Consider the following 24,826-nt stretch of genomic DNA (forward strand, 5'->3'; position numbering starts at 1 on the left):
CGTCTCGGAGAACAAAAGCCGCACGCATGATTCGAAGCTTCAGCCCTGCGTTTCCTCTTCCTTTTCGATCGGCTCGACCGTGAAGCTCCCGTCTTTCGACGTCACCGCATACAGCTCGTCGAATCCTTCCGCGTAATTCGGTTGGACGAGCTTTTTCGCCACGCTCTGAATCCCGATTTCGCGTACCTGCGTTTTGCCCGTCCGCCGCGCGTTGCGCCGAACCGATTCTTCGTAATCCGGCACGAAAAAGTACCCGACGATCCGGAAACGCTGCGTACGCGCCGCTTCGATATATTTCGCCCGGTCTTCCGGCAGAGGATTGGTGTTATCGACGACGAACGGCTGCTTCGCTTCGACGAATGCTTGCAGCAGCAGCTTCTCGCGGTAGCGCGTGCGCAGCATGTCCATGTTCAGCCGCAGATGGGTATCGAGATAACGTTCTTTGTAGAACGTCGATTTGCCCGAAGCCTGAATGCCGATCAGCACGATACATTCCATGGTCTACACGTCCTTTTGCCGCTGCGGGTATTCGCGGTCGGTATATACGAAACGATTGATATATTCCCGATCCTGCGAGAACACCGGCGTATTGAGGTCGACGTCCCATTTGCGGCGAACGGCGGTTCCTTTGAGATATTCCTGTTTGACGATGCACGCGCCGCGTTTCTGCCAGACCGGGAGGTCGTTCCAGTTGAGGCCTTTTTCTTTGAACAATTTGTCCTGCAGCGCGCCGCCGTCCAATCCTTGCAGCTCATGATGGGGGAAATGCGCCTGCGACACCATCGAGACGCTGTTCTTCGTCGCGTCCATCTGGCGCCAGAGGAAGTAGTTCGTGACCTCGTCCTGCGGCAGCACCCAAGCGCGGGCGTCGAACGTCGCGAGCGGACGGTCGGGATATACCGTGCGGATCTCTTCGTTGAACTTGGCCGTCGCAAGCGAAGCGGCTACGGAGACGATCTTTTGCAGATTGTTTTCGAACCACGAAGCCGTCGTGAGTTTGTCGTAGTTGGTCAGCAGGATCGAGATTTCGTCGCTCTGATGATAGACCAGTTTGCAGCCCATGATATTTTGCGCGAGGTATTTGCACGTTTCCCAGAAGACGGCGATCAACGGCTCGTCGAACGGTTTGTCCATGCCTTTGGTAAACGTGTGAAAATGGCAGCCGTCGATCCGGATCACGACAGGCATGCGGCCGGGCAGGTATTGGCGGAACGCGTTTTCGTAATTTTTCATGCGTCCGCCGAAGTCGTCGATATGCATAAGATTCAAGCTCCTTTGTCAGAGTAGGGAAGGCGGAGGTTCCGATCGCCGGCGATGGAAGTCGAGGCGCGAAGCGTCCAGCGGGAAAAAGTCTTCGGACAGCTCGTATAGGCGCATCGGCCAGAAGGTCTCGTCGTTCTCTATCGCCGAGGGGTCTTTTTCCCGCAGCAGGCGATCCAGAACTTCGGCGGCCGCTTCGGCCTCGATCTCCCGCGCGGCCCGCCGCTTCGCGTATTCGATAAAAAGGTTATGGCAGGCGCAAAAAGCTTCGAGCGAAGTATTCGCGAACACTTCTTGCGCTTGGCCGTCGTCCGTATACAGATAAAACACCGTTCCGTCGCCGTCGCCGTCGTCGGCCGCGTAATAACCGCCCAGATCTCGGCCGAACACGACGAAGTCGCGGCCGGATAGGGCGCAGCGATACAGAGGTTCGCCGAATTCGATCCCGTAATAGGGATAAGGCGCGGCCGAACGCATGCGGGTCGGCAGCGTCGATAACCGCTCCGAATGACGCAGTTCCGAAAGCGATAGAGGTCGGAGCAGATTTTTCCATTCCTCGGCGATCGGTTCGGATTCCATAAGAGCTTCCTCCGTTTCCTGTCGGGTACGCGCCGAGTCGGCGCGTTTTCCTTATTTTAACGGATTGCGGCGTCTTATCCAAACGAAGAAACGCCGTCGCAAGAAAAAAGCCGACGGCGCTCCGGAATTCTCCGGAGACCGTCGGCGCTGCCGAGCGGGAGGGAAACGGAATCAAGCTTCGCCCAGCAGTTTGTCCGCGATGATCGCGAGAAAAGCTTGAGCCGCGATGCGCAGCGCGCGTTCGTCGATGTCGAAGCGCGGATGGTGATGCGGGAAGGCGGTATCTTCGCTGTCGTTCTGGGAACCGACGTTGAAGAAATTGCCCGGACGATGCTGAAGATAATACGCGAAGTCTTCCGCGCCCATCGAAGCGTCGAGTCCGTACAGAGACTCTTCGCCGAATTCGCGGACGAAAATATCGCGGACTTCTTCGGCCTGCTGCGGCGGATTGACCAGCGCCGGGTAGCCGTTGACGTAATCCAGCTTGTACGTCGCATGTTCGGACAGCGTGATGCCGTGGACCATATCGCGGATATCGCGTTCGAGCTGCTTGCGGATTTCCGGGTCGAAGCTGCGGACCGTGCCTTCGATCTCCGCTTTGTCCGCGATGACGTTGAACGCCGAACCGGCCCGGAATACGCCGACCGTCACGACCGCGGACGCCAGCGGATTCACGTGGCGCGCCACGATGTGCTGAAGCGAAGTCACGAGCTGGCTGCCGACGACGATCGCGTCGACGGTCTGGTGCGGCTTGGCTCCGTGACCGCCTTTGCCTTGAACGGTAATCGCGAACGAATCGACCGCCGCCATCGAAGGTCCGGAGGATACCGACAGCTTGCCGAGCGGCATATAGCTCGCCAGATGCGCGCCGTACACTTCGTCGACGCCATCGAGCGCGCCGGCTTCGATCATGGCGATCGCGCCGCCCGGCAGCTTCTCTTCGGCATGTTGGAAGATGAAGCGCACGCTGCCCGCCAGTTCGTCTTGGCGTCCCGCGAGCACTTTGGCGACGCCGAGCAGCGTCGAGGTGTGGCCGTCGTGGCCGCAAGCATGCATCACGCCGGGATTCTGCGATTTGTACGGCACGTCGTTCTCTTCGTCGATCGGCAGCGCGTCGAAATCGGCGCGCAGCGCGATGCGAGGTCCGGGCTTGCTGCCCGCGAGATCGGCCAAGATGCCGTTGCCGCCTACGCCGGTGCGCACTTCGTAACCGAAGCTGCGGAGCGTATCGGCAATGAACCGGGCCGTATTCGTTTCTTGAAAAGACAGCTCCGGATTGGCATGCATATGGCGGCGCCACTGCACGATCTGTTCGTATTCGTCGTCGAGCCGTTTTTTCCATGATTCGGTCGTTTGCGTAGTCATCGATTGCTGCCTCCCGCGATACAAGATGGATAAAACAAAGTAAACCGACAAGTATAAGATCCAAATTATCATTTCCGCAAACTTGCGTCAAATTATTGAATTGACTTTTTTCGACAAAATGCATCAAAAAAAGACGACGAACAACCGATAATAACTTGAACAGGCAAGCATGCAAATCGGTCGGTCCCCATGCGCGGCTCGCCCTCCATCACGAGCATTCACGACATTTCACGAGGAGCGGAAGAATGATGAAAGTCAGAACGAAATTATTCGCGGTGATCTTCCTACTGATCGCGGTATTGGTCGGCAGCGGTTCGCTGTCGCTGATCTCGATCGAACGCAGCCAACAAAGTGCGGTCCGGTTGGAAAGCAAACTGGAAACTCAAGTCTTCCTCAAGCAGCTTCAATACCGTCTTACCGGGCTCGCCAATGACGAACGCGGCTATCTGTTGACCGAAGATCCGGAATTCTCGGACAGCATGCAGAAGAAAACGCAGGAGATCGAAGAACTGTTGAAAAACGAAGCCGCCTTGCTTCAAGGAGACGACCTTGCGGCGCTCGAGAAAATCGGCAGCGAACTGGACGAGATGATCCAATTGAACGGTCAAGTGGTGAAACTCGTCGCTTCGAGTCAAACGGAAGCCGCGCGAACGCTGCATTTCGGCGAAGAGCGCACGCTCCGCAAAGAACAGGTGGACCCGGCGGTCAATGAATTTGTAGAACGTTTGGATCGGGAAGTCGCCGACATGAAAGTTCAAAATAAACAAGAAGCGCTGCGCAGCCAAAAGATTTTGTTCTACAGCGTTCTGGCTACCGTCGTGGCGGGTCTGGGCTTGGGGTTCTGGCTGCTGCGTTCGATCATGAAGCCGCTGACGCTGCTCGGACGGCAGATGAGCGAGATCGCGCACGGCGAAGCGGACCTCACCAGCCGTATCGAACTGCGCCAGCAAGACGAGTTCGGCGCTTTGGCCGGCGACTTCAACCGATTCGTTGGCTCGCTGCGCGAAATCGTCGCGCGGATCGGCGAGGCGTCCGATCATCTCGCTTCCGCTTCCGAGCAGTTTTCCGCCAGCGCGGAGCAGTCCAAGTCGACTTCGCATCAAGTCGCGGCCGCCATGCAGCAGATTGCCGAACGCGCGGGCGAGCAGGCGCTGGTCACGGGAAGCAGCACGCAAACGGCGCATCGTACGCTGGAAGGCATTACCCGTATTGCTTCTTCGACCGCGGAAGTGGCTTCGTTCTCGCAGGAGATGAGCCGTCAGGCGGGGGAAGGCGAGCGGGCGATCGTGCAGATCGACGAGCAGATGGCCTACATCGGGTCGGCCGTCGGCGAAGCGGACGAGCGGATCGCGCAGTTGGCGGTTCACGCGGAGCAGATCGACGGGATCACGACGCTGATCAACGAGATCTCCGCGCAGACCAATATGCTCGCGCTGAACGCTTCGATCGAAGCGGCACGCGCCGGAGAAGCGGGCCGGGGCTTCACCATCGTGGCCGGCGAGGTCAAGAAACTGGCCGATCGGTCGGCGGAATCGACGCGCGAGATCAAGGAGCGGGCAGCCAGCATCCAACAAGAGACGCAGGCGGCATTAGAGAAGATGCGCGACGTCAAACAGCGGGTAGCGGAAGGCGCGGGCGCGACCCATTACGGAGCGCAGCAGTTCGGCGGCATCCTGCAATCGATCGGCGAAGTCTCGGCGCGCACCGGCGAGATGGCCGATTCGGCGGCGCAGGTGCATGACGGCTTCGCGGACGTGTCGCGTTCGATCGAGACCGTCAGCATGGGGACGCAGGAGATCTCGGGCGGCACGCAGGAGATCGCGGCCGCGACCGAGCAGCAACTCGCCGCGGGCGAAGAGATGCTGCACGGCGCGTCTTCGCTCAGCCGCTTGGCGGACGAGCTGCAAGCTCTGGTGGGGCGGTTTAAGGTATAAGATGTGCAAAAGGGCCGCGGAACGAGCGCGGCCCTTCGGGTTTGGGGTTAAGGGCGGGACGCGGCGAGGTACGCGTCAGGCCCGTGAAACGGCGGCGATCGCTTCTTGGATCGCCGCTTTTTCTTTGCGCAGCACGGCGCCCGCGTGCAGCGATTCGAGCAGCCGGAGCAGCTCCGCGCGCTCCGGCTCGCCGCTTGAGCCGACGAAGAGGGCCTGCATTTCGCCACCTGGCATTCGGCCGATCGCTTGGACGGCCGTCATCCGCAACGCGTCTTCGCCGCGCAGCCAGCGGACGAGGTCTTCCGCCGCCGGACGGGAATCGGCGAGCAGGCTCGCCCAGCCGTCGATAGGGAATGCCACGTGCGGCTCCATCCACGGGATGGCCCGCCGGCTGCGGAACGCGGCGAGCGAATACGGCGGCCGCATCCGGCCGCCGGAGTTCTGCGCTTCGATCTCGCGCAGCACGAGCGCCAGGCCTTCTTCTTCCGGCAGGCATGAGGCCGTGAGACGATGCAGAACGTCCTGCGTCAATCCGGCCGGCGCTTCGGCATGAATCGTCCAGAGCGAGCGGACCCAGTCCGCCGCCGCGCTGCCCAGCGCATCGCCGATCAGAATGAGCCGATCCCGACGATTGCTGGCGGACGTTTCGGTCTCGTTCCGGGCCGTCCACTCGCGCAGAACCTCTTCGATATCGTGATGTTCGAGCAGCAGCGGACCGATCTCGCTTCTCGGCGCATCCTCGGAAGCGATCATCTCGATCAGCCGCAGCGAAGCCGTCAGGTCGCCCCGCACGTTTTGCCACTTCAGTTCGGCATAATCCTTCAGCCATGCTTGCCAGAGCCGTCCGTTCTCGCCGTCCGGTTCCAACCCTTCTTCGCTCAGAAACGGAACGTAAGACTCTGCGTGGGCTCCGATCATGCCGAGCTTCGTAATCCGGTCGAGAAATTCCGCCAGCGAAGGAGCGAGCAGCCGAAATTCGTCTTCTTCGTGCGACCAAGATACGACGGCCGTGCCCGACGGGTGTTCGAGATCCAGCAGCAGCAGATCGCCGTTGCGCGCCATATGGAACGACAAATAGTGCCGCTGCTCCGTTTCTTCGCCGTCTTCGTCGAAGAACATCGGAAATTCCGCTTCGGCCAGATTCCAGCCCAGATCGCCTTCGAACACGTCGTCGAAAGGCAGCAGGATGCCGTCGGGCAGACTCCAGCGCATATCGGCCTGCACGTAGCCGAGAGCGATCAACGCTTTGAGATCGTCCGGCAGGGAAACATCGAGCCGCGCTTCCAGCTCCGCGATCAAGCTCTCGGGATCGTTCGTGAAATGACTGATCATGCCGCTTCCTCGCGCTCCCGAATCATAAGCGGACATTTGTCGAATCAAGTCCGACCATGCCGTCGTCCACGCTTCGAACCGTGCTTGGGTAATCGTCTCCATCGTTAAGCTCCTTTTCGCGCCGTTATGCGCATGAAAATGTTTTAGATTAAATTGCGAAAAATAAAATTTCGAGAAATTCGTGAACAAGTGTTTAAATGCCCGCTAACTCGGCTATAATAAATAATAGATAGTAAGAACCAGATCTAAAGACCTTGTTTGATCCCGGAGCGGACGATATACAGACAAGAAAGTGACGTTTCCAGATAAAAAGTAGGTCCAAAGTTCTTTTTGCTTTCGACTATCAATAAAGACAAAAGAGGTGCAGATTATGAAGAATCGTTTGAAGCTGCTGTTCGGAAGTTTGTTCACCCGGGTATTGGCCGCCGCCGTACTGGGGATGCTGCTGCCGACCGTGTTGAATTTCGTGTTGATGAGCGACATCGTGCAGCAGGCGAACGTCCTGCATGTCGGTCCTCTGGTCGTGTCGGTGTTCGGTTTCGTCCTTTCTTTCGTGCTCCTGTTCTTCATTGTAAAAGGCATCGTCCGTCCGATTCAAGACGCTTCGTCGCATCTCGACCGAATGGCGGACGGCGACTTCACGCATCGCGTAGCGAATAAGTATCTGGAACGCAGCGACGAAACCGGAATGCTCAGCCGGGCATTGGAACGCATGCGGGAATCGGCCCATGTGCTTCTGTCCGCGGTAGCCAAGGAAGCGGCCGAACTTCGCGAAGCGAACGAGGTTGCCGCAGAGAAATTCGTTCTGATGGAGAATCGTCTCGGCGAAGTGTCCTCCACAACCGAGCTGATGGCCGCGGGCATGCAGCAGACGGCCGCATCGGCCGAAGAGATCGATGCTTCGACCCAAGAGTTCGAACGGGCCGTCAATTCGATCGCCAAGCGCGCCGAAGAAGGGGCCGAGCAGGCCGGAGAGGTGAGCACGCGGGCGATGGAAGTGCAAGAGAATCTGTCGCAGTCGATCGAGACGACTTCCAAAGTCTACAACGACGTCAAGACCCAATTGGATCTCGCTCTCGAAGAATCCCATTCCGTCAATATGATCCGAGAGTTGGCGAATTCCATTCTTCAGATCGCCCAGCAGACCAATCTGCTTGCTCTTAACGCTTCGATCGAAGCCGCCAGAGCCGGAGAAGCGGGCCGAGGCTTTGCGGTGGTCGCGGACGAAATCCGCAAGCTGGCCGATGCTTCCAAACAATCGGTCGAGCAGATCCATAGCGTTACGGAAAAGGTAGTCGGTTCGGTCGATAACCTTCAGACCCATTCCGGCCGTCTGCTGAAGCTGATGACTACGGAAATCGCGGCCGATTACCAGATGATGCAGAGCAACGCCGACGCTTATTTGCAGGACGCGCTGTATATCGAAAACATGGTCTCCGATTTCAGCGCGACGAGCGAGCAGCTCAGCGCTTCGGTACAGAACCTCTCCAAAGCGATCAGCGAGATCGCCGCGGCGAACAGCGAAGCGGCCGAAGGCACCGAAAGCATCTTCGCTCAGGCTTCGGACGTATTAGCCGCTTCCGGCGAAGTCGCCGAGCAGGCGCGCCGTACCAACGAGAGTTCCAAACGGCTGCAAAGCGTCGCGAGCTATTTCCGTTTCCTGCGCAGCGAAGAAGAAGGACAAGGTTCGCCGGAAGCCGCGGCCGAAGCCGTTTCGGGACGTACGCCTTCCGTCGGCGCAAGCTCGCGCCAAAAACTGCTTGTCTGAAATTGATTTTTTCGGTATCGTCCGGCGGTTCCCTTTTGGGAACCGCCTTTTTGTCGTAACCGAAAAAAGTGAATAAAGTCGGATTTATCGGTTTTTGCGATTTTTCTATTATGTTTTGGAGAAGACCCGTCGAAAATAAAAAGGCTAAGGCCTTTTGCGGACCGAAATATCCGGCTCCGGCATTCTGACAAAGGAGGGACTTACACCCGCAGGGCAGGTTGGAGACTTGTCCCAGACCGGCGCGAACGAAGAGATCGCAAGCGCCGATACACCATGAGCATGATGAAAACCCTATACTTTGGAGGAATTTTTCGATGAACAAAAGCTTTCGCTTTTTTGCCAAACGGACGCTGATCGGTACGCTCGGTTGTTCTTTGCTGCTGTCTCCTTTTGCCGCAATCGGAACAGCCTATGCCGATCAACCCGGAAATCTGACCGTCACCCGGACGGCAGGCACGCTGTACGACGAAGCATTGGCCGTATTGATGTACGAAGACGGCAGCCAGGTGACCGTCTACAATACCAATTCTTCCGACGGAGATTTTGCTTTGCCGGGTCGCGGCGGCGGCGGGGACATGGTGATCGTCAAATACGGTCCGGACGGTCTCCCCGTATGGACGCAGGTCTATGGAAGTACAGGAACCGACTATGCGGCTTCGGTCAAGAAGACGTCCGACGGCGGCATCGTGATCGCAGGCCGGACCGACTCAAGCGATTGGGTCAAATGGGGGAAGGAAGACGTTTTTCTGCTTAAATTGGACGGAGACGGCAATCAAGAATGGAGAAAATCGTACGGAAGCACAGGCAGAGATTATGCTTATCAAGTATTGGAAACGTCCGACGGGCATTTTCTGCTCTCGGGAAGTACGTCTCCTGCCAACGCGGGACAGGTCGCTCCTGCTCCGCAGCCGCGCGACGGGGATTTTACGGGAATCACCAAAGAAGGCGACTGCGGATTTATCCTTAAAGTATCTGCCGAAGACGGAACGTTAACAGCCAAAAATATGATCGGGAACAAAGGGTATTCCAGCGTGCAGACCGTCGTCGAGACTTCGGAAGGTTATCTCGTCTCGGGCCAATCTTCCGGACAAGAAGGAGATTTTAGCGGGTTTCAATCGGCCGGTTACGGCATTTACGATATTTATGTAGCCAACTTGAATCGGGAAGACTTGTCGATCGGCAGCATCAAGCAGTTCGGCGGTTCGCAGGCCGAACAACCGTACTTCTCGGTCCGCTCGGCGTATCCCGACTCTCCCGGCGTAGTCATCGCGGGCCGGACGACTTCGAGCGATACGGATATGGATAACGGCACGCCGATCGGAGCCGGAGGCTCCAATCCGTTTATCGCCAAGTTCTCGGAAGACGGGACCAAAGAGTGGGTGCTGCGCATTCCTCCGACGGTAGACAGCCATGACGCCGAAGCCGGCGGACTGTTTCAATCGCGCGACGGCACCTATATTCTGGCTGTCAACGAAGCTTTCGAGAATTGGAACAAAGGGCTTATCGTATTATATAAGATCAATGCGCTCGATCCCGCGAATATTACGTATACCAAGATCGGCGAAGTCGGCGGGGATGCGTATTATTACTCCGACGGTTTTGCGCTTCAAGATGACCAACTGATCGGATTCGGCGTAGACAGCACTTACGACTCCGATTACGACGCGATTCGTTACCGTTTTACCGAACTGCCGGAAATTCCGTATCAACTTCAACCGGCCGCGAAACCGACAGCCGATCCGACTAGCGGCGCAGTGATGCCGGGAAGCAAAGTCGCGCTTTCCACGTCCACTCCGGATGCGGAAATTTATTACACGACCGACGGAACCGATCCGCTCAAAGGCCTTTTCTATACCGATCCCATCGAGGTGACGGACGGCATGAACCTCCGGGCGATTGCCACGAAAAAAGGCATGGCCGTCAGTTCCGAGATGAACGAAACGTATACGGTCTTCGCGCCGCCGGCTGCACCGCTCGTGACGGCCGACGACGAAGCCAACAAGATGAACGGAGAGCTTGAGTCGACGGAATATTCCGTCGATAACGGAACGAACTGGACGGCTTACGATCCGGAAAACGAACCTCTATTCGAAGGAACCGTGACGGTTCTGGTGCGGATCAAAGCCGGAACAAAGGGCAATCCGCTGCCGGGGGAAAAGGCGACGCTGAATTTTACGCCTAATGCGACGAATCCGATGCCGAACGATCCGACACCGACGAATCCGACGCCGAACGATCCGACACCGACGAATCCGACGCCGAACGATCCGACACCGACGAATCCGACGCCGAACAATCCGACACCGACGAATCCGGTGCTGAACGATCCGCCGTCAACGAATCCGATGCCGACGAACCCGACACCAAGTACTCTGAAGCCGTCCGTTCCGGCCGTCAAGCAGTTGACGGTGCGCGTGGAGACCGGCAGCGTCGATAACGGAGCGGTCGTAGGCACTACGCCGATCACGCGCACGACCGATCCGTCGGGACGAGTCAGCGATCAGGTCGAACTGACGCCTGAACGTGCCGAATCGGCTCTGTCGGCCGTGAAATCGGCCGGACAGCAGACTGCCCGCGTCATGATTCCCGACGAACAGGATGAAGTCTCTCAGACCGAAGTGAGCGTACCGCAAGCGGCAGTTTCCTCGATCGGCGCATCTGACGTGAATCTGGAGATCTTTACGGAAAACGCGCGAATTTTCGTTCCGCAAACTTCGCTGGACGGTTTTGCGAACGATTTGTATTTCAGACTGATTCCGGTAAAGACCGAGCAGCAGCGAAGCGAACTGGTCAAACGCGTAAAAAGCGAACCGTTGATCCAATCGCTTGCCGGCAGCAAATCGGCGGAAGTCGTAGCCAGACCGATGACGATCGAGACCAATATGCAGAGCCGTCCGGTAGATCTTACCCTGCCGCTGCGCGATACCGTACTGCCTGCGAACGAACAGGCCCGCGATGCTTACCTGTCGGATCTTCTGGTGTATATCGAACACGGCGACGGAGAGAAAGCGCTCGTGCAGCCGAAAGTCGTCGAGTACAAAGCCGGTCAGATCGGCTTGCAATTCGGAGTATCCAAATTCAGTACTTTCTCGATCCTGCATATGGAAGGTTGGCGCGATTCCGGACATGCCGCTTATATGAAAGGCTTCCCGGACGGTTCTTTCCGGCCTGACGCTTCCGTTACGCGGGCGCAAATGGCAGCTATTCTGGCGCGCAATCTCGGTTTCGGACAGCAGTCCGGCAAGCTCGCGTCTTCCGCATTGCCTTCCGACGTCCGTTCCTCGCATTGGGCGGCCGAAGACATCCGCTTTGTCCGTTCTCAAGGGCTGATGATCGGCGATCCCGACGGCGGTTTCCGGCCGGATGCTCCGATCTCCCGAAGCGAAATGGCGATGCTGACGGCCGCGCTGCAAAAAGCGAACGGTGAAGGCAGCGTCGATGCGGCATCGCCGAACCGTTTTGCGGATGTGTCTGCCGGTCATTGGGCGGCAGACGCGATCGGCGCCGCGGCAGCATCCGGCGTGTTCACCGGTTATGCGGACGGCACGTTCAAGCCGAAAGATCTGTTGACCAGAGCGGAAGCCGTAACGGCGATCAACCGGATGCTGGATCGAACGGACGGCGTTTCTTCCGTTCAACCGGTCTGGGCCGACGTTCCGACCTCGCATTGGGCTTCGGAAGCGATCGAAGAAGCGTCGCAAGATCATTATTACGTGCGTCTCGAAGACGGCACGCAAGTCAGAATCGATTAGGCGGAAGCGACCGTTTTCGGTTTCGCCGCATGAACCTTAATCGCTATATCGAACGTTACGGATCGGCTGTCGAGATATTCTCGGCAGCCTTTTCGTTTGATCCGGCCCGTATTTCATTCGACACAAATTCTCGTTCCGCATGCCTTGCGCAAGGACAAAACGAACAAGAAGAGTGCTTCATTTCGAAAAAATTGTTACAATAAACGGATGGAAAACACGAAACGGCCGGTGCGTTCGCGTTTGGCGCGATGAATCGGCCTGTTATCAAAGAAGCGAAAAGCGAGGGACAATCCCATGATCATCAAACCCAGAACGCGCGGTTTTATCTGCACGACCGCCCACCCGGACGGCTGCGCCGCGCAGGTTCAACAACAAATCGACTATATCGCGGCTAAACCGCGTCTGGAAGGCCCGCGGAACGTGCTCGTGATCGGCGCTTCGACCGGTTACGGGCTGGCGGCCCGGATCGCCGCAGCGTTCGGCGCGGGAGCGGCGACCGTAGGCGTATACCGCCCGAGCAAGAGCAGCGATACCCGTACGGCTTCGGCAGGCTGGTACAATTCGGCCGCGTTCGAGCGCAAAGCGGAAGAAGCCGGACTGAAATCGTTCAGCGTGACCGGCGACGCTTTTGCCGACGAGACCAAAGCGAAGACCGTCGAAGTGATCAGAGCCGAACTGGGTCAAGTCGACTTGGTCGTGTACAGCGTCGCTACGGCTCGCCGGACGGACCCGGCCACAGGCGAGACGGTCAACTCCGTACTCAAGCCGATCGGCCCTGCATACACCAACAAAACGGTGAATTTTCATACCGGCGAAGTCAGCGAAGTGACGCTCGAATCGGCGACGGAAGAAGAGATTGCCGCGACGGTAACCGTCATGGGCGGCGACGATTGGCAGCTGTGGATCGACGCGCTGCGCGAAGGCGGCGTGCTGGCGGACGGCGCGACGACGATCGCTTACTCGTATATCGGTCCGGAATTGACCAAGCCGATCTACCGCGAAGGGACGATCGGTCGGGCCAAAGACCATCTGGAAGCGACGGCGCATCGTCTCGGCGAGCAGCTCTCTTCGACCGGCGGCCGGGCTTACGTGTCGGTCAGCAAAGCGCTGGTCACGCAGTCGAGCTCGGCGATTCCGGTCGTGCCGCTGTACGTCTCGGCGCTGTACAAAGTCATGAAAGCCAAAGGGCTGCATGAAGGCTGCATCGAGCAGACGCATCGTTTGTTCGCGGAACGTCTGTACGCGGGCGGCGAAGTGCCGACCGACGAAGAAGGCCGCATCCGTATCGACGATTGGGAGATGCGCGAAGACGTGCAAGCCGAAGTGGCCGACGTTTGGTCGCGGATTTCTTCGGACAACGTGGAAGAACTGAGCGATCTGGCCGGATACCGCAAAGAATTTTTCGGTCTGTTCGGGTTCGAAACGGAAGGCGTGGATTACGAAGCGGATACGAGTCCGAACGTGGACATGCCGGAAGGACGCCGTTTTTCCGCCGGGGAGTAACGAACCGATCGTTTCGGGCGTTTAACGGATAAGGCGGGCGAAGCGTCGAAACGTACAGGCTTTTCAAGCTTGCGGAACCTTTTGCGATTTCGCGCTATGCTCCTGCCCGCCTGAATGTTGTTCCGAAAGGAGGAGATTCGGTGCGAATGATCGACCGGCATTTCGCGACGATCAGTTGGATTTGGATCGCGTCGACCGCTTTGAGTTTGTTCGCGTTCGAAGGCGCGCTTGCGATGCCGCTGCTGCTGATCTATGCGCTGCTGAACGTGCTGCGCTACCGGCAGGCGTGCGCTTCGGTGCTCCGGCGCACGACGCCGAAGCAAAAAGGAGGCCTGCTGCTTTCTTTTGCCGCTGCCGTCGCGTCCGCCTTCGTGCTCGTGTGGTACGGAGGACGTCTGCTGCAAGGTCTGGGAGCCGGCGAAGCCGTGCTTTACGTATGGATCGCGATCGTGATCTTCGGCTGCGTGTTTCTGCTGCGGGCGGCTCTTCTGCGCTTCAGACTTTTTCACGGCATGGAAAACGGTTCGCGGTAACCTGAATCCTTTTATCGATTAGGTAGGTACGATGATCTCTCCGCATCAAAACGGACAGTCGCGCATAAGCGTACTGTCCGTTTTTTTATCGGATCGGCGGGATGTTCCGGCATAAGCAGGGTAAAAAAGAACAGCCGCCGCTTCAGTCCTCGTAGAGTTTGCGCAGCAGTCCTTTCAGCGTCGCTTCTTCTTCCGCGGTCAGGTTGCGGGTGACGACGGCGTTATGTTCTTCCATGAGTTTTTGCAGAACGGGACGGATGTCCAAGCCTTTTTGCGTGGGATATAGCAGATAGGAGCGGCGATCCTGCTCGTCGGCCCGCCGTTCGATATAACCTTCCCGTTCCAGATTCTGCACGGCGCGAGCGGTGGTGGCTTTATCGAATTTGAGGTCGATGGTCAACTGGTCTTGGCGAATGCCGGGATGCTCCAGAATATTTTTGAGAAAAGCATGCTGGCCGCCGAGACCGTAAGGCTTGAGTCTCTGGGTCAGACGCTTTTGATTTTGGCGGTACAGCAGCGAAATCCATTTGCCGATCGGATAAGATTCGTTAGTCATGCGGGGCACTCCTTTCTGTAAAGATTTTACAATAATGGTACCTTGACCGCTTAAGACGTTAGGTTACGCCCCTCGAAAACGCGCTAAACCCGTGCGCGTTTCCGATGAACGCAATCCTTAAATTCAATGCGGTCAAGGTACTAGTATAAAGAAAAATGGTTGCGTTCGCAACCGTTATGGCGTACACTGAACGAGTCTGATCGTTGCGTACGCAACCAAAAAGAGCGGAGGTGTCAGCATGAGTCCGGCCATTTCTTCTTATCAGGACGATCCTTCGGTGCAGCAGCGCCGCTGGTCGGTCCTGATCATTCTGAATTTGTTTACGTTTATGGCGACCCTCGACGGCAGCATCGTCAATGTGGCGCTTCCGTCGATCTCGAAAAGTCTGGGCTTGGAGTTGGGGCATGCCCAGTGGATCTCGAGCATCTATCTGATGGCGATCTGCTCGTTCATTCTGCTGTTCGGGCGTCTCGGCGACATTTTCGGCAAGATCCGGATCTTCCGGATCGGCACGATCGTGTTCGTTGTCGGTTCGCTGTTATGCGGCCTGAGCGGATCGTTGGCGACGCTCGTCGCAGCTCGAATCGTACAGGCCATCGGCGCGTCGATGACCATGGCCAACAGCCAAGGCATCGTGACGGATATTTTCCCCGCCAACGAACGCGGCAAAGCGCTCGGTCTCGTCGGTACGTTCGTCTCGCTCGGCAGCATCGCCGGTCCGGGGATCGGCGGCTTGATGGTCTCGTCGCTCGGCTGGGAATCGATCTTCTGGATCAACGTGCCGCTCGGCCTGATCGCGATCCTGCTCGGCTGGAAACTGCTGCCCCGCGATATCCGCACATCGAAAAAAAGCGTCGACGGCGCGGGCAGCCTGCTGTTCGCCGGGTTTATCGTTTCGTTGATCGCGGCGATCCTGCTCGGTCAAGAATGGGGCTACGGCGATTGGCGCATCCTGGCGCTGCTGGCGTTCGCGGCCGCCTCGTTCCTCGTCTTCCTGCGCATCGAATCGCGGATCGGGGAACCGATGCTGGATCTGAGCTTGTTCCGCAATCCGCTGTTCTCGCTGAGCATCCTGTGCGGATTCTTGGTGTTCGTCAGCATGTTCTGCTACAACATCATCGCGCCTTTCTACCTTCAATCGATTCTCGGTTTGTCGCCGAGCAGCGCGGGCTGGATGATGATGATCTACCCGCTGGTGATGGTCGTGGTCGCGCCGATCAGCGGGGCCATGTCCGACCGGTTCGGCTCGGAATGGCTGACGTTTATCGGGCTGCTGCTCATGGTCGGCGCGCAGGCGGGATTGTCGTCGCTGCATGAAGGCAGCACGCTGATCACGGTCGGTTCGTTTATCGCGCTGCTCGGGCTCGGCGGAGGCATGTTCCAATCGCCGAACAACTCGCTGGTCATGTCGACGGTTCCGCGTCCGCGTCTCGGCGTCGCGGGCAGCGTCAACTCGCTGATCCGCAATCTCGGCATGGTCGTCGGCATCGCGGTCGCGACCACGACGCTGTTCGGCGTGATGAGCGGACAGGCGGGGCAGCGGGTAACCGGCTTGATCCCGGGCCGCCCGGATATTTTCCTCGCCGGTATGCATGTCGTCTTCACCGTCTCGGCGTCGATCTGCGTGCTCGGCGCGCTGCTGACGGGCTGGCGCCTGTTCACGCGGAAGCGGCGGGGAGGCGAGGGCGAACCGGAAGGCGCGGGCGGCGGCCGGAAAGCTTCCGGTCAAACCGGTGGCGCGGCGGGGTGAGTCGACGCCGAACCTGCCGAAATCCGTCCGCCCAGCCTCGCTACGTTGACGAAAAAGCAACGTAGCCGCGTGGAACTAGCGTTTTTGGCGAGCTAGATTGCTTTTTAAGCAACGTAGAACGCCGAACGTACCGAAATCCGTCTGCCCAGCCTCGCTACGTTGACGGAAAAGCAACGTAGCGGCGCAGAATCACCTTTTTGGGCGAGCTAGATTGCTTTTTAAGCAACGTAGAACGCCGAACATGCCGAAATCCGTCCGCCGAGCCCCGCTACGTTGACGAAAAAGCAACGTAGCGCGCGGAACCGCCGTTTTGGGCGAGCTAGATTGCCTTTTAAGCAACGTAGAACGCCGAACATGCCGAAATCCGTCCGCCGAGCCCTTCTACGTTGACGAAAAAGCAACGTAGCGGCGCGGAATCACCGTTTTGGGCGAGCTAGATTGCCTTTTCGTCAATCCGGCCGATGACGCGCAAAGACTTTATCGTCTCTCCCCGAACGGGAAGGAGCGATAAAGTCTTTTTTGCGATAAATAACGTGAAAGCTAGCCGGAACCCTCTACTCGAAAAGGTGCATGGGAAATCGTCCGATCGGCTCGTAGCCGCGGATCTGCCTGCCGGAAGCGCGCGGAGCCAATAAATTGCGTTCGACAAGAGCTTGAAGCAGCTGTCTGGCCGGGCGGAAGCTCAGGTCGTGGCGTTCCATCACGTCGCGAGGACGAATCGGGCGATTTAACTGCCAAGCAAGCTTTAGCACGTCTTTTTGAAAAGGAGACAGCCGTTCGGCGGAAGCAGATGGCTTCTGCGCTTTCGAGCCGATCAAGCCCGAACTTATCATCGCCGGCGACAAACTCAACTGCAGCAGCATCCGGCAGACTTCCGGGCGGCGCTGAATATCGTCGAACGAAAAATGCAGCATTTTCCACCCCATCCCGGTGAGAAAAGAATCGCGGTTCAGCGCATAGCTGAATTTCTCGCGGTCCATGTCTTTGACATGGCTCTGGAAACCGTCGCATTCGATGCCGATCTTGCCGCCGCTGGCGGGCAGGAACGCGAAGTCGAGAAACTGCGAGCGCCGGTTCCAATCTTGAATCTCGTATTCCGGGTGAAGATGATCGAAGCTGCCGACGAGCGGCCACCAGACTTGTTCCAGAAACAGCTTTTCCGCATAGAGGTGCCCTCGCTCCAGCCGTCCTCGCCGCTCGCCGGAACGACGGGCGAGATGGTGCCGAACGAATGACGTATGAGCGGTTTCGAATTCGGACAGGGAATCGAGCGTTTGACGAGACGCAGACGCAGACGCAGACGCAGACGGCGCGGCAGCATCGGACGAAAGGGAAGGAGCGGAAACGGGCAGACTCGGATTTTTACTCGACAATGAAAGTACCTCCTCGTATGGTCGGTCGGCTTCGAAACTTATGGCGGATAGCGGAAAATCGGACGTTCCCGGCGCGCAGATCCATCGGCAGCTCGCGGGTAACGATCGAACGCGGGCGGCAGGCGACGACTGAGAGGCTCCGGCCGACCGGCGAAACGCGCACAAAAAAACGCCCTCCCGGCCGCTGGTGCCCGTTCGACACTTAAAGGTAAGGTTAGGCTTCCCTGAACAGCACCTAAGCATGTGCGTTTCAAGCAAACGTAAACCTCCGATCAAGAGTCGAAAAGGGATCAGTACGTTGACCGCTTGAGAGGTTAGGTTTCGCTCCCCGAAAACCTTAGATTCAATGCGGTCAACTCACTAGGCCGAAAGGACGTTCTTCGTCACGTTCGTGATTCGTTTTCCCGATTATAGCATGCCCGTTTAACATTTGTTAAACTCTCGTTTAGCCCGGAGTTATTCCGGCATGCTATCATGCAGGTAAAGGCGGTACGCGGCGGCTCGGGATTTTCGTTCGATCCGCCCGAGCGTGCGCCCGATACCCATACCGAAGCGGAACGGGAGATCTGCCATGACCATTAGACGCAGGCTTTTTATATCCAATATCTTGATGATCGTCATTCCGATCGTGCTCGCCCTGATGCTGTCGGCGCTTCTGGCGCTGCTCTTGTGGTCGCAGTTCGACTTCAAATTCAGCAGCAATCAGGATTATTACGAAGCGCGCGACTCCGTGATGCAGGCGGCCGAGCAGTTCGTGACCCATCCCGAAGCTTCGCAATCCGAACGCGTCGATTTCGTGATCGGCCGGGTCAAGAAGCTGCTGGCGAACAACGATATGGCGCTGCGCGTCTACGGGACGTTCGACGGACAGAAAGTCGGCGATACGCCCGAATATTCGCTCGGCTCGGAAGAATTTGTCGACCCGTCGTTAAACGAAGCACTGAATTCGCTCGGCGGAACGGGGATCGTCGGCAAAAACGGGCGAGAATTGTACGTATCCCAGATTCCGGGGGAAGACGGGACCGGTTACCGTATCGAGCTGTACAGCACGCGGACGCCCGAGGATACGCAGGATACTCGAAGCAGCCATCACGGAGGATGGATTCCGGTCGCGCTGCTGCTGGGGATGATCGCGGTCGTCTTTTTGACCAGCCGCTTCTTGACCCGGTTCGTATTCCAGAAGATCCGTCAGCCGCTGGAGATTCTGGCGGACGGGGTCAATCAGATCCGCGACGGCAATCTGGACTATCGGATTCGATATGCGCGCAAAGACGAATTCCGCCCGGTCTGCGAAGCGTTCAACGAGATGGCCGGACGGCTGAAAGAGTCGGTCTGGGCGGTGCAGAAGCAGGAAATGAACCGTAAAGAGCTGCTCGCCGGCATCTCGCACGATCTGCGTTCGCCGCTGACTTCGATCAAAGCGTATTCCGAAGGGCTGCTGGACGGAGTCGCGAAGACTCAAGAAGCGCAGCATCGGTACGTGAAGATGATCAAAGGCAAAGCGGAAGACATCGACCATATGGTCTCGCGGCTGTTCCTGTTCTCCAAAATGGATCTGGGCGATTACCCGAATTATCCCGAAGATCTGTATCTGCGCGAAGAGTTGGAAAGTTTCTTCCGGGCGGTCGCCGAGGAGCATGCGGAGCAGGGGTTGATCGTCGCGCTGGGCCGATTGGAAGAAGGCGTTACGCTGCATGCCGATCCGGTACAGTTCCGGCGGGTGCTGGCGAATATCGTGGAAAACAGTTTGAAATACAAAGAGCGCCCGGAAGTGACGGTGTCGGTCGAGACGTTCAAGCGCGGAGACGCGCTGCGGATCGAAGTCGAAGACGACGGGCCGGGCGTGACGGACGAAGCTCTGCCGAAGCTGTTCGACGTCTTCTACCGAAGCGACGCTTCGCGCAGCAGTCCGAACCGGGGCAGCGGGCTCGGACTCGCGATCTCGGAGAAAGCGATCGCGTTCATGAACGGACGGATCTGGGCAGAACACGGACGGAGCGGCGGTCTGCGGATCGTGATCGAGCTGCCGATCGCCGCCGACAAGGAGGAATAACGGATGAGCAACGGGAAAAAGGTGCTGATCGTCGAAGACGATAGCGCGATCGCGGAGATCGAACGGGATTATCTGGAGATCGACGGATTCGCGGTGGAGATCGCGGGCGACGGCTTGACCGGCATACGGCGGGGCGGCAGCGGCGAATTCGATCTGATTCTGCTCGACGTCATGCTGCCGGGAGCGGACGGGTTCGCGGTATGCCGCAAACTGCGCGAGACGCTGGATATTCCGATCCTGATGGTGACCGCGCGGCAGGAAGACATCGACAAGATCCGGGGATTGGGGCTGGGCGCGGACGACTATATCGTGAAGCCTTTTTCGCCGGGAGAACTGGTGGCGCGCGTCAAAGCCAATCTCGCCCAATACGAGCGCCTTCGCAATCGGGGCGGCCTGCCGGCGGACGGAGGCGAGCTGAAAGTCGGTCAGATCGTGATCCGTCCGCAATCGCGGCGCGTCTACGTGCGAGGCGAAGAGCTGACGCTCAAAAACAAAGAGTACGAGCTGCTGCTGTTTATGGTGGAACACGTCGATATGGTGCTGGCCAAAGAAACGCTGTACGAGAAAATCTGGGGCTACGACGCGGTAGGCGACAGCGCGACGGTCGCGGTGCATATCAATCGTCTGCGCGAGAAGATCGAAGACAATCCGGGCGATCCCAAGATCATACAGACGGTGTGGGGCGCCGGCTACCGGCTTAAGGCTTGACGGGGAAAAGGCGGCAATAGCAAAACGGGAACTCTCGCTTTGGAGCGGGGGTTCTTTTTTATGGAAAGGAACGCAAGAGGACGGACACAATATTTACGAACCGTTTAAGGTTTGTTTAGAAAGTGTGAAAAGGCTGTTTATTCCTCGGCTGTAGGATAAGGATGTACCGAAGAAACACTCCACAAACTACAAATCGGAGGAGAGACGGAGAATGAAAAAAAGCGTGCGCAACAAAACGATCGGAATCATGGCGGCGGGCATGGTCGTGACGGCCAGCCTCGGAGCGGCGGCTTACGCGAGCGGGAACGCGTACGACGATTTCCGTTCGGCGGCGATCAAGACGATGCAGCTCGACAACTCGACGATGAATTCGACGGTCGAATTGAAGCAGGACGGCAAAGTCACGGCGAGCGGGACGTTCGAAGTACAGTCGGCGGGCGAAGAAAGCTACTCGACGGGCAAGCTTAACATCGGCGGCAAGACGCTGGATATCGAACAGGCGACCGAGAACGGGAAAATGATCCTGCGCAAAGGCGACCAATATTATTCGGTGGACGCGAAAGAGACGGAAGGCCGCGGCGGCAAAGAATTCGAAGCTTCGCCTAGCGCGCTCCGATTGGCGGAAGCGGCGAGCGATCTGCTGCTGGGCGACATCAAGAACCGTTTCTCGGAAAACGGCGATACGATTACGCTGAACCTGACGGACGCGCAGATTCCGGAACTCGCGAACTTGGCAATGAACGCGGTGCTGGAAGCGAGCGCCAAACACGGCGAAGACCGTCTGAGCGAAGAAGCGAAATGGCAGTCGGATTGGGCGGACTTCGACCATGCGTCCCTGTTCCCGATCGCGTCCGACGGCCGCGTGGACAGCGTGCGTCTGGACGCGACGATCAAAGACGGCGCGATCTCCGCGATCCGCACGACGATCGGCGTATCGGGTCTGGACAAGAGCGGACAGCAAGTCGAACTGCAAGCGTCGATCGACAGCGCGTTCAGCGACGTGGGCACGACCGTTCCGCAGGATATCGACGTAACGGGCAAAAAAATCGAAGCGCTCGAAATGCCGAGCGGACATGAAGGTTTCGGTCACGGGCCTTTCGGCCGCGGCCGTCACGAGTAAGGAGGGAACGCGATGACCGTCGTCGTGATCGAAAATCTGACGAAGAAGTACGCCAATCGGCGAGGCGTGGACAATCTGTCGTTCGAAGTGGAAGCGGGACAGGTGCTCGGGCTGCTCGGCCCGAACGGCAGCGGCAAGACTACGGCCATGAAAGCGATGCTCGGACTGCTGCGGCCCGACTCCGGCGCGATCTCGCTGCTGGGCATGAACCCGGCCGAGCAGCTTCCCGGCATTCTGGCCCGGACAGGCTGCATGATCGAGACGCCCGGCCTTTATCCGTATTTGACGGCCGAACAGAACCTGCTGCTGACGGGGCGTTTCTATCCGGGTTTCGAAGCGGCGGCGGTCGAAGGATTGCTCGGGCGCGTCGGGCTGCTGCCTTACCGCGCGGAGAAAGTCCGCAAGTTCTCGGTCGGCATGAAGCAGCGTCTGGCGCTGGCCGCGGCTCTGCTGCCGCAGCCCGAACTGCTGGTGCTCGACGAACCGACGAACGGCATGGATATCGAAGGAACCGCGTTGTTCCGGGAACTGCTGCGGCAGGAGCGCGAACGCGGCTGCGCGGTCGTCTTGTCCAGCCATCTGGCGCATGAGATGGAGCAGCTCTGCACGCATGTCGCGGTGCTGCGGGAAGGACAGCTGATCGACCGGGCGCCGGTGGCGGAGGTCATGGAACAGTACGGCAGCATCGAACGCTATTATTTGCGGGCGACGAACGCGAACGGGAGGGAAGTCGGATGAGCATGACGGATCAAGAAGCGGGTAGACCGACCGGCAAAAGATTCGAGCGCGGATCGGGAGGGATCGGATCGGGAGCGAAGAAAGGGCAGAGCGTACGAAGCGAAAACGCGGCCTATTCGGATGCCGGAACTGCGGTTCTCGGCGCAAACTCCGCGAACCCGAAAGCCGGAAGCGTCGGCACGGTCGAGGTCGGCGGCGGTGCGGCCGAAGACGACGGCCAAGCGCGGCGCGGCTTGTCCGGAAAGGCTGCCTCAAGCGGGAAAGCGAACCGCACGGGCAGCGGCGCGAATCTGTCCGTCGGCGCGATGATCGGCCGATCGGCGGAAGTCGAGCTGCGCAAGATGCTCGCGCAGTTCAAATACCGCGCGCTGCCGGTGCTGATCGCGCTGGTGCCGCTTGCGGTTCTGCTGCTGAACCGGACGTCAAGCAGCTTTATCCGTTTCTCGCCGGATAATCTGCCGTACACGCTGCTGTCGCTCGCGGCTTATATCCTGCTGCCGCTGGCCGCCTGCATGGCGGCGGCCGATCTGTTCGCCGGCGAGCGCGAGCGCGGCGAGCTGAAGATTCCGCTCACCCGTCCGGTGAGCCGCCCTGCGCTCGCGATCGGCAAGATCGCGGCGATCGGGATCTATCAGGCCGGGCTGCTGGCCGTCCTGCTGGTCATGTCGCTCGCGGCCGCGTTCTTGTCGGGCGCTTCTCCGGGCGGCATCGGCCTTCCGGCGGCGCTGGGCGCTTACGTGCTGACGCTGCTGCCCGCTGCGGCGATCGGCGCCGCTGCGGCTCTCGCTTCGACGCTGGCTCGCAGCGCGACCTCCGGCTTCCTGCTCGGTATCGTGCTGTTGGCGCTGCTGAACGGATTGGGTCTGGCTTTCCCGGCCGTATCGCCGGTTCTGCTGACCGAATACGTCACTTTGTACAAGACGGTGATCGGTTCGGAGATCGCATGGAGTCAGTTGGCGCTCGGAGCCGGCATTCTGGCCGGCTGCGCAACGGTGCTGACGACGATGCAGATTCTGCTGTTCGACAGCCGCGAAGTCTGAGAAGGTGGAAAGCTCGGCAGCGGCGCAGCAAGCCGTGTAAAAAGCAGCGCAAAAAGCAGCATAAAAGCAGCGCAAAAAGATCCGTTTCGGCCGAAAAAGCCGAAGCGGATCTTTTTTTGGCGGAACTTACGTCTTCGTCAGTTGAACCGCCGAATATGCGGCGAACACAGCGCGGTCAGCAGAATCGCGATGCCCGCGCAGGCGAAGATCGCGATGCTCGGGATGCCGCCGATCGTGTCGGCCAGCCGTCCGACCAGCAGATAGCCGACCGGAAGCAGCGCGAACGAACCGAGCATATCGAGACTGGCGACGCGGCCGAAGCTCTCGGCCGGAACCAGCTCCTGCAAGCTGATCTCCCAGATAATCATGAACATCATCATGCCGAAGCCTTCCAACACCATCGCCATGACGAGGCCTGGGACCCAAGTGATTACCGACAGAAGCAGCAGGGCGACCCCGCTGAGCAGCGCTCCGCCGTAGGCGACCAAGCCCCGGCGTTTCCAATCGCGTTTGGAACCGAACAATACCGCCGCCAGAATGGCGCCGACCGCCGTACCCGCCATCGCGACGCCGTAAACGGAAGGCGATAAGCCGTGATGCACTTTGAACAACCACGGCACGAGGATCGCGACGATGCCGGTATAACAGATGTTCAGCAGCGAGAAAGCCACGATCGTGATCCAGAGCCACGGCAGCCGGCGAAGCACATGCACGCCTTCCATAAACTCCGCGCCGAAACCCGAAAGTACGGAAGATTTGGCAGCGCCGCCGGATGCATCCGAGATTCTTTCGGCGGCTTCTCCGATCCGAGCGGCGGAGTCGTCGAACTTGCCCGCGTCGGTGCCCAAGAAAGAAGGGGCAGTTTCTCGTGCTGCTTGGCTTCTGCTTTTTCGCTGCGCGGACAGCACCCGTCCCAGCATGGCGAAGCAGATCAGCGAGACCAAATAGGTCGTCGAATCGAGCGCGAATCCGGCCCCCGGCGAAGCCGCGCTGACCAGCATGCCGCCGAGCGCGGGACCGAGCAGGCGAACGCCTTGAATGCTGATCTGGCTGAGCGCGTTGGCCGCGTTGCGGATATCCGGGGTAAATACTTCGGCGCGAAGCGCGGAGTAGGCCGGATTGAACACGCCTTCCATCAGGCCGTAGAACACGAGCCCGATATACAGCCGTTCCAGCGTCAAGCTGCCGTCGAAGATCGAGATCGCCGCCGCCAGCATGATGACGAGCCGCGCCGAATTGCTGATCATCACGAGACGCAGCCGGTCGGTCTTGTCGACGATCCATCCGGCGAACGGAAGCGCGAGAATGTTCGGCAGCATGTAGCAGGTCATGGCGAATCCGAGCGCCGTCGACGAATCGGTCAGCGAGTAGACGACGATCGGCAGAATGAGGACGGATACCGAGCTGCCGAGCATGGCGATCCATTGGCCGAGCCAGAGATAGGTAAAAGCTTTGGAGCGGC

19 protein-coding genes are annotated in these 24,826 nt (G+C 58.6%); 11 read left to right on the top strand and 8 right to left on the bottom strand.

Features of this window, described 5'->3' with window-relative positions; genetic code table 11:
• Positions 1 to 39 precede the first annotated feature (39 nt).
• The 4 genes from CDO73_RS13365 to CDO73_RS13380 form a co-directional block, all read right to left on the bottom strand.
• Positions 40 to 498 (bottom strand): AAA family ATPase, encoded by a 459-nt coding sequence (locus CDO73_RS13365; RefSeq protein ID WP_088489014.1) that lies wholly within the window; start codon positions 496 to 498, stop codon positions 40 to 42.
• 3 nt (positions 499 to 501) lie between these two features.
• Positions 502 to 1,260, bottom strand: coding sequence for a tRNA(His) guanylyltransferase Thg1 family protein (locus CDO73_RS13370; RefSeq protein WP_088489015.1), 759 nt, complete (start codon positions 1,258 to 1,260; stop codon positions 502 to 504).
• 18 nt (positions 1,261 to 1,278) lie between these two features.
• Positions 1,279 to 1,839 (bottom strand): SUKH-4 family immunity protein, encoded by a 561-nt coding sequence (locus CDO73_RS13375; RefSeq protein ID WP_088489016.1) that lies wholly within the window; start codon positions 1,837 to 1,839, stop codon positions 1,279 to 1,281.
• 171 nt (positions 1,840 to 2,010) lie between these two features.
• Positions 2,011 to 3,204, bottom strand: coding sequence for a M20 metallopeptidase family protein (locus tag CDO73_RS13380; RefSeq protein ID WP_088489017.1), 1,194 nt, complete (start codon positions 3,202 to 3,204; stop codon positions 2,011 to 2,013).
• A gap of 245 nt (positions 3,205 to 3,449) precedes the next feature.
• Between CDO73_RS13380 and CDO73_RS13385 the strand changes: the two genes are divergently transcribed.
• Positions 3,450 to 5,138 carry a methyl-accepting chemotaxis protein gene (locus CDO73_RS13385; RefSeq protein WP_088489018.1) on the top strand — a complete coding sequence of 563 codons (1,689 nt, stop codon included), beginning with the start codon at positions 3,450 to 3,452 and terminating at the stop codon, positions 5,136 to 5,138.
• A gap of 75 nt (positions 5,139 to 5,213) precedes the next feature.
• Here CDO73_RS13385 and CDO73_RS13390 read toward each other — a convergent pair whose 3' ends face one another.
• Positions 5,214 to 6,572, bottom strand: coding sequence for an SMI1/KNR4 family protein (locus tag CDO73_RS13390; protein WP_088489019.1), 1,359 nt, complete (start codon positions 6,570 to 6,572; stop codon positions 5,214 to 5,216).
• Between the two features lie 268 nt (positions 6,573 to 6,840).
• Between CDO73_RS13390 and CDO73_RS13395 the strand changes: the two genes are divergently transcribed.
• The 4 genes from CDO73_RS13395 (at position 6,841) to CDO73_RS13410 (ending at position 14,026) form a co-directional block, all read left to right on the top strand.
• Positions 6,841 to 8,238 carry a methyl-accepting chemotaxis protein gene (locus CDO73_RS13395; protein WP_088489020.1) on the top strand — a complete coding sequence of 466 codons (1,398 nt, stop codon included), beginning with the start codon at positions 6,841 to 6,843 and terminating at the stop codon, positions 8,236 to 8,238.
• Positions 8,239 to 8,552: 314 nt separating this feature from the next.
• A complete protein-coding gene (locus CDO73_RS13400) occupies positions 8,553 to 11,990 on the top strand; it encodes a DUF4073 domain-containing protein (protein ID WP_088489021.1) in 3,438 nt (1,145 codons plus the stop codon).
• Positions 11,991 to 12,284: 294 nt separating this feature from the next.
• Positions 12,285 to 13,493: an enoyl-ACP reductase FabV gene (gene fabV, locus CDO73_RS13405; RefSeq protein WP_088489022.1), complete on the top strand. Its 1,209-nt coding sequence runs from the start codon at positions 12,285 to 12,287 to the stop codon at positions 13,491 to 13,493.
• A 146-nt stretch (positions 13,494 to 13,639) separates the two neighbouring features.
• Positions 13,640 to 14,026, top strand: a complete 387-nt coding sequence (locus tag CDO73_RS13410) for a hypothetical protein (protein WP_088489023.1) — start codon at positions 13,640 to 13,642, stop codon at positions 14,024 to 14,026.
• Between the two features lie 142 nt (positions 14,027 to 14,168).
• On the opposite strand, the gene CDO73_RS13415 is transcribed toward CDO73_RS13410, so the two are convergent.
• Positions 14,169 to 14,582 carry a MarR family winged helix-turn-helix transcriptional regulator gene (locus CDO73_RS13415; RefSeq protein ID WP_088489024.1) on the bottom strand — a complete coding sequence of 138 codons (414 nt, stop codon included), beginning with the start codon at positions 14,580 to 14,582 and terminating at the stop codon, positions 14,169 to 14,171.
• A gap of 238 nt (positions 14,583 to 14,820) precedes the next feature.
• Between CDO73_RS13415 and CDO73_RS13420 the strand changes: the two genes are divergently transcribed.
• Positions 14,821 to 16,332, top strand: a complete 1,512-nt coding sequence (locus tag CDO73_RS13420; protein ID WP_088489025.1) for an MFS transporter — start codon at positions 14,821 to 14,823, stop codon at positions 16,330 to 16,332.
• Positions 16,333 to 16,886: 554 nt separating this feature from the next.
• Here the strand turns inward: CDO73_RS13420 and CDO73_RS13425 are convergent.
• A complete protein-coding gene (locus CDO73_RS13425) occupies positions 16,887 to 17,594 on the bottom strand; it encodes a PDDEXK family nuclease (RefSeq protein ID WP_088489143.1) in 708 nt (235 codons plus the stop codon).
• A gap of 682 nt (positions 17,595 to 18,276) precedes the next feature.
• On the opposite strand from CDO73_RS13425, the gene CDO73_RS13430 reads away from it, so the two are divergent.
• From CDO73_RS13430 to CDO73_RS13450, 5 genes are all read left to right on the top strand, one after another.
• Positions 18,277 to 19,758 carry a sensor histidine kinase gene (locus tag CDO73_RS13430; RefSeq protein ID WP_088489026.1) on the top strand — a complete coding sequence of 494 codons (1,482 nt, stop codon included), beginning with the start codon at positions 18,277 to 18,279 and terminating at the stop codon, positions 19,756 to 19,758.
• Between the two features lie 3 nt (positions 19,759 to 19,761).
• Entirely contained in the window at positions 19,762 to 20,466 is a 705-nt protein-coding gene (locus CDO73_RS13435; RefSeq protein WP_088489027.1) for a response regulator transcription factor, read from the top strand.
• Positions 20,467 to 20,677: 211 nt separating this feature from the next.
• The gene (locus tag CDO73_RS13440) at positions 20,678 to 21,586 is read left to right on the top strand and encodes a hypothetical protein (RefSeq protein ID WP_088489028.1); all 909 of its coding nucleotides are present in this window, start codon (positions 20,678 to 20,680) and stop codon (positions 21,584 to 21,586) included.
• Positions 21,587 to 21,598: 12 nt separating this feature from the next.
• Entirely contained in the window at positions 21,599 to 22,324 is a 726-nt protein-coding gene (locus tag CDO73_RS13445) for an ABC transporter ATP-binding protein (RefSeq protein WP_088489029.1), read from the top strand.
• The gene (locus CDO73_RS13450; protein ID WP_088489030.1) at positions 22,321 to 23,364 is read left to right on the top strand and encodes an ABC transporter permease; all 1,044 of its coding nucleotides are present in this window, start codon (positions 22,321 to 22,323) and stop codon (positions 23,362 to 23,364) included. Before CDO73_RS13445 ends, CDO73_RS13450 begins: the two co-directional genes overlap by 4 nt.
• Before the next feature lie 137 nt (positions 23,365 to 23,501).
• Here the strand turns inward: CDO73_RS13450 and CDO73_RS13455 are convergent, their stop codons facing one another.
• Entirely contained in the window at positions 23,502 to 24,779 is a 1,278-nt protein-coding gene (locus tag CDO73_RS13455; protein WP_373446981.1) for an MFS transporter, read from the bottom strand.
• Positions 24,780 to 24,826 lie beyond the last annotated feature (47 nt).

Source organism: Saccharibacillus sp. O23, assembly GCF_002205895.1.
Lineage (GTDB): Bacteria > Bacillota > Bacilli > Paenibacillales > Paenibacillaceae > Saccharibacillus.

What these genes read in the sequence shown, in the direction of transcription:
- CDO73_RS13365 (WP_088489014.1), bottom strand. Translation starts at nt 498, where the DNA reads ATGGAATGTATCGTGCTGATCGGCATTCAGGCTTCGGGCAAATCGACG.
- CDO73_RS13370 (WP_088489015.1), bottom strand. Translation starts at nt 1,260, where the DNA reads ATGCATATCGACGACTTCGGCGGACGCATGAAAAATTACGAAAACGCG.
- CDO73_RS13375 (WP_088489016.1), bottom strand. Translation starts at nt 1,839, where the DNA reads ATGGAATCCGAACCGATCGCCGAGGAATGGAAAAATCTGCTCCGACCT.
- CDO73_RS13380 (WP_088489017.1), bottom strand. Translation starts at nt 3,204, where the DNA reads ATGACTACGCAAACGACCGAATCATGGAAAAAACGGCTCGACGACGAA.
- CDO73_RS13385 (WP_088489018.1), top strand. Translation starts at nt 3,450, where the DNA reads ATGATGAAAGTCAGAACGAAATTATTCGCGGTGATCTTCCTACTGATC.
- CDO73_RS13390 (WP_088489019.1), bottom strand. Translation starts at nt 6,572, where the DNA reads ATGGAGACGATTACCCAAGCACGGTTCGAAGCGTGGACGACGGCATGG.
- CDO73_RS13395 (WP_088489020.1), top strand. Translation starts at nt 6,841, where the DNA reads ATGAAGAATCGTTTGAAGCTGCTGTTCGGAAGTTTGTTCACCCGGGTA.
- CDO73_RS13400 (WP_088489021.1), top strand. Translation starts at nt 8,553, where the DNA reads ATGAACAAAAGCTTTCGCTTTTTTGCCAAACGGACGCTGATCGGTACG.
- fabV (WP_088489022.1), top strand. Translation starts at nt 12,285, where the DNA reads ATGATCATCAAACCCAGAACGCGCGGTTTTATCTGCACGACCGCCCAC.
- CDO73_RS13410 (WP_088489023.1), top strand. Translation starts at nt 13,640, where the DNA reads ATGATCGACCGGCATTTCGCGACGATCAGTTGGATTTGGATCGCGTCG.
- CDO73_RS13415 (WP_088489024.1), bottom strand. Translation starts at nt 14,582, where the DNA reads ATGACTAACGAATCTTATCCGATCGGCAAATGGATTTCGCTGCTGTAC.
- CDO73_RS13420 (WP_088489025.1), top strand. Translation starts at nt 14,821, where the DNA reads ATGAGTCCGGCCATTTCTTCTTATCAGGACGATCCTTCGGTGCAGCAG.
- CDO73_RS13430 (WP_088489026.1), top strand. Translation starts at nt 18,277, where the DNA reads ATGACCATTAGACGCAGGCTTTTTATATCCAATATCTTGATGATCGTC.
- CDO73_RS13435 (WP_088489027.1), top strand. Translation starts at nt 19,762, where the DNA reads ATGAGCAACGGGAAAAAGGTGCTGATCGTCGAAGACGATAGCGCGATC.
- CDO73_RS13440 (WP_088489028.1), top strand. Translation starts at nt 20,678, where the DNA reads ATGAAAAAAAGCGTGCGCAACAAAACGATCGGAATCATGGCGGCGGGC.
- CDO73_RS13445 (WP_088489029.1), top strand. Translation starts at nt 21,599, where the DNA reads ATGACCGTCGTCGTGATCGAAAATCTGACGAAGAAGTACGCCAATCGG.
- CDO73_RS13450 (WP_088489030.1), top strand. Translation starts at nt 22,321, where the DNA reads ATGAGCATGACGGATCAAGAAGCGGGTAGACCGACCGGCAAAAGATTC.
- CDO73_RS13455 (WP_373446981.1), bottom strand. Translation starts at nt 24,779, where the DNA reads ATGCTCGGCAGCTCGGTATCCGTCCTCATTCTGCCGATCGTCGTCTAC.